Here is a 590-nt window from a genome sequence, read left to right as displayed (position 1 = left end):
ATCCAAATTCATTTAGCCACCAGCCCAATTCTTTCGGAACTTGTAAATGATCTTTCTCGCCATTGCTGCGAGTTAACGGTTCATGCGCTTCCACAAACACACTACGATCCGGCTCTAGTGACACTTTCACTGGCTGATTGATGATGTTTACTTTTTCACCACGACGAACCTTGTCGAACAACCATTCGATATCACTTGGGTCCATACGAATGCAACCAGCACTCACGCGCATTCCGATGCCGAAATCTTTGTTGGTACCGTGAATAAGGTACTCACCATTTCCGTAAGCTAGACGAAGTGCAAACAACCCAAGCGGGTTGTCGGGGCCTGCTGGCACAACCGCAGGTAAATCCACCCCTTTCGCTCTGTATTCTGCACGAATAGACGCAGGTGGCGTCCATGTTGGGTTCGGACGTTTTTGGCTGATGCTGGTTGTCATCACTGGTGTATCTCGCCCAACTCGACCAATACCAACAGGGAAAACATGCACCACATCTTCGCCCTCTGGGAAGTAGTACAAACGCAGCTCTGCCAAGTTAATCACGATGCCTTGGTGAGGAACTTCAGGAAGAATAAGTTGAGATGGAATA

General features: G+C 48.5%; 1 protein-coding gene. It reads right to left on the bottom strand.

The annotated features are described in order from the left end of the window. On the bottom strand, positions 1-590 hold a 590-nt coding region (locus R7040_RS28265), incomplete at both ends, for a L,D-transpeptidase family protein (RefSeq protein WP_318097856.1).

The organism is Vibrio sp. 1069 (assembly GCF_033340555.1).
Note: the sequence above shows the minus strand (reverse complement) of the source record. Positions and strands in the feature narration are given on the sequence as shown.